The sequence below is a fragment of the Vibrio sp. 1727 genome, from assembly GCF_033344415.1.
GTDB lineage: Bacteria > Pseudomonadota > Gammaproteobacteria > Enterobacterales > Vibrionaceae > Vibrio > Vibrio alginolyticus.
The window spans coordinates 1-3,132 of the sequence record NZ_JAWPOT010000053.1 but is presented as its reverse complement, the minus strand read 5'-3'; the positions used below and the strand labels follow the sequence as shown (position 1 = coordinate 3,132).

At 51.2% G+C, this 3,132-nt stretch carries 2 rRNA genes; both read right to left on the bottom strand.

Annotation, left to right across the window (positions count from 1 at the left end):
- Positions 1–4: 4 nt before the first annotated feature.
- Positions 5–121 (bottom strand): 5S ribosomal RNA (gene rrf, locus R8O10_RS23715).
- Between the two features lie 93 nt (positions 122–214).
- Positions 215–3,104: ribosomal RNA gene (locus R8O10_RS23710) — 23S ribosomal RNA — on the bottom strand.
- Positions 3,105–3,132 lie beyond the last annotated feature (28 nt).

Genomic DNA, 3,132 nt, shown 5'->3' with positions numbered 1-3,132 from the left:
TAAAGCCTGGCGATGTCCTACTCTCACATGGGGAAGCCCCACACTACCATCGGCGCTATTTCGTTTCACTTCTGAGTTCGGCATGGAAATCAGGTGGGTCCAAAACGCTATGGTCGCCAAGCAAATTCTTTAATCTGGAAAGCTGTTTTTTAATTCTCGTTCTTACACATTCAATGTTCTTTCATTGAGTCCATCAAAACCCCTTGGGTGTTGTATGGTTAAGCCTCACGGGCAATTAGTACAGGTTAGCTCAACGCCTCACAACGCTTACACACCCTGCCTATCAACGTCGTAGTCTACGACAACCCTTTAGGATACTTAAAGTATCAGGGAGAACTCATCTCAAGGCTCGCTTCCCGCTTAGATGCTTTCAGCGGTTATCGATCCCGAACTTAGCTACCGGGCAATGCGTCTGGCGACACAACCCGAACACCAGAGGTTCGTCCACTCCGGTCCTCTCGTACTAGGAGCAGCCCCTTTCAATTCTCCAACGCCCACGGCAGATAGGGACCGAACTGTCTCACGACGTTCTAAACCCAGCTCGCGTACCACTTTAAATGGCGAACAGCCATACCCTTGGGACCGACTTCAGCCCCAGGATGTGATGAGCCGACATCGAGGTGCCAAACACCGCCGTCGATATGAACTCTTGGGCGGTATCAGCCTGTTATCCCCGGAGTACCTTTTATCCGTTGAGCGATGGCCCTTCCATTCAGAACCACCGGATCACTATGACCTGCTTTCGCACCTGCTCGAATTGTCATTCTCGCAGTCAAGCGGGCTTATGCCATTGCACTAACCTCACGATGTCCAACCGTGATTAGCCCACCTTCGTGCTCCTCCGTTACGCTTTGGGAGGAGACCGCCCCAGTCAAACTACCCACCAGGCACTGTCCGCAACCCCGATTAGGGGTCGACGTTAGAACATCAACACTACAAGGGTGGTATTTCAAGGACGGCTCCACGCAATCTAGCGACTGCGCTTCAAAGCCTCCCACCTATCCTACACATGTAGGGTCAATGTTCAGTGCCAAGCTGTAGTAAAGGTTCACGGGGTCTTTCCGTCTAGCCGCGGGTACACTGCATCTTCACAGCGATTTCAATTTCACTGAGTCTCGGGTGGAGACAGCGTGGCCATCATTACGCCATTCGTGCAGGTCGGAACTTACCCGACAAGGAATTTCGCTACCTTAGGACCGTTATAGTTACGGCCGCCGTTTACCGGGGCTTCGATCAAGAGCTTCGACCGAAGTCTAACCCCATCAATTAACCTTCCGGCACCGGGCAGGCGTCACACCGTATACGTCATCTTGCGATTTTGCACAGTGCTGTGTTTTTAATAAACAGTTGCAGCCACCTGGTATCTGCGACTCTCAATAGCTCCATCCGCGAGGGACTTCACCGTCGAGAGCGTACCTTCTCCCGAAGTTACGGTACCATTTTGCCTAGTTCCTTCACCCGAGTTCTCTCAAGCGCCTTGGTATTCTCTACCCGACCACCTGTGTCGGTTTGGGGTACGATTCCTTACAATCTGAAGCTTAGAGGCTTTTCCTGGAAGCATGGCATCAATGACTTCACATCCGTAGATGCTCGACGTCGTGTCTCAGCCTTAAGAGAAACCGGATTTACCTAATTTCTCAGCCTACGCACTTGAACCTGGACAACCGTCGCCAGGCCCACCTAGCCTTCTCCGTCCCCCCATCGCAATTGTAAGAAGTACGGGAATATTAACCCGTTTCCCATCGACTACGCCTTTCGGCCTCGCCTTAGGGGTCGACTTACCCTGCCCCGATTAACGTTGGACAGGAACCCTTGGTCTTCCGGCGAGGAGGTTTTTCACCCCCTTTATCGTTACTCATGTCAGCATTCGCACTTCTGATACGTCCAGCATGCGTTACCACACACCTTCAACCGCTTACAGAACGCTCCCCTACCCAATGCACTAAAGTGCATTGCCGCAGCTTCGGTTTACTACTTAGCCCCGTTACATCTTCCGCGCAGGCCGACTCGACCAGTGAGCTATTACGCTTTCTTTAAATGATGGCTGCTTCTAAGCCAACATCCTGGCTGTCTGAGCCTTCCCACATCGTTTCCCACTTAGTAGTAATTTGGGACCTTAGCTGGCGGTCTGGGTTGTTTCCCTCTCCACGACGGACGTTAGCACCCGCCGTGTGTCTCCCGGATAGTACTTACTGGTATTCGGAGTTTGCAAAGGGTTGGTAAGTCGGGATGACCCCCTAGCCTTAACAGTGCTCTACCCCCAGTAGTATTCGTCCGAGGCGCTACCTAAATAGCTTTCGGGGAGAACCAGCTATCTCCAGGTTTGATTGGCCTTTCACCCCTAGCCACAAGTCATCCGCTAATTTTTCAACATTAGTCGGTTCGGTCCTCCAGTTGATGTTACTCAACCTTCAACCTGCCCATGGCTAGATCACCTGGTTTCGGGTCTATATCCAGAGACTGAACGCCCAGTTAAGACTCGGTTTCCCTACGGCTCCCCTAGATGGTTAACCTTGCCACTGAATATAAGTCGCTGACCCATTATACAAAAGGTACGCAGTCACAGGACAAGCCTGCTCCTACTGCTTGTACGTACACGGTTTCAGGTTCTATTTCACTCCCCTCACAGGGGTTCTTTTCGCCTTTCCCTCACGGTACTGGTTCACTATCGGTCAGTCAGTAGTATTTAGCCTTGGAGGATGGTCCCCCCATATTCAGACAGGATATCACGTGTCCCGCCCTACTCGATTTCACTGAACACACGTCGTCAACTACGGGACTATCACCCTGTATCGTCGGCCTTTCCAGGCTGTTCGTCTAACGCGTGTAAAGCTTAAGGGCTAGTCCAATTTCGCTCGCCGCTACTTTCGGAATCTCGGTTGATTTCTTTTCCTCGGGGTACTTAGATGTTTCAGTTCCCCCGGTTCGCCCTGTTGAGCTATGTATTCACTCAACAGTAATACCTTATGGTATTGGGTTTCCCCATTCGGAAATCCCAGACTCAAATGGTTTTTACTACCTAATCTGGGCTTATCGCAAGTTAATACGTCCTTCATCGCCTCTGACTGCCAAGGCATCCACCGTGTACGCTTAGTCACTTAACCATACAACCCGAAGGAGTTTCGAGTTGAT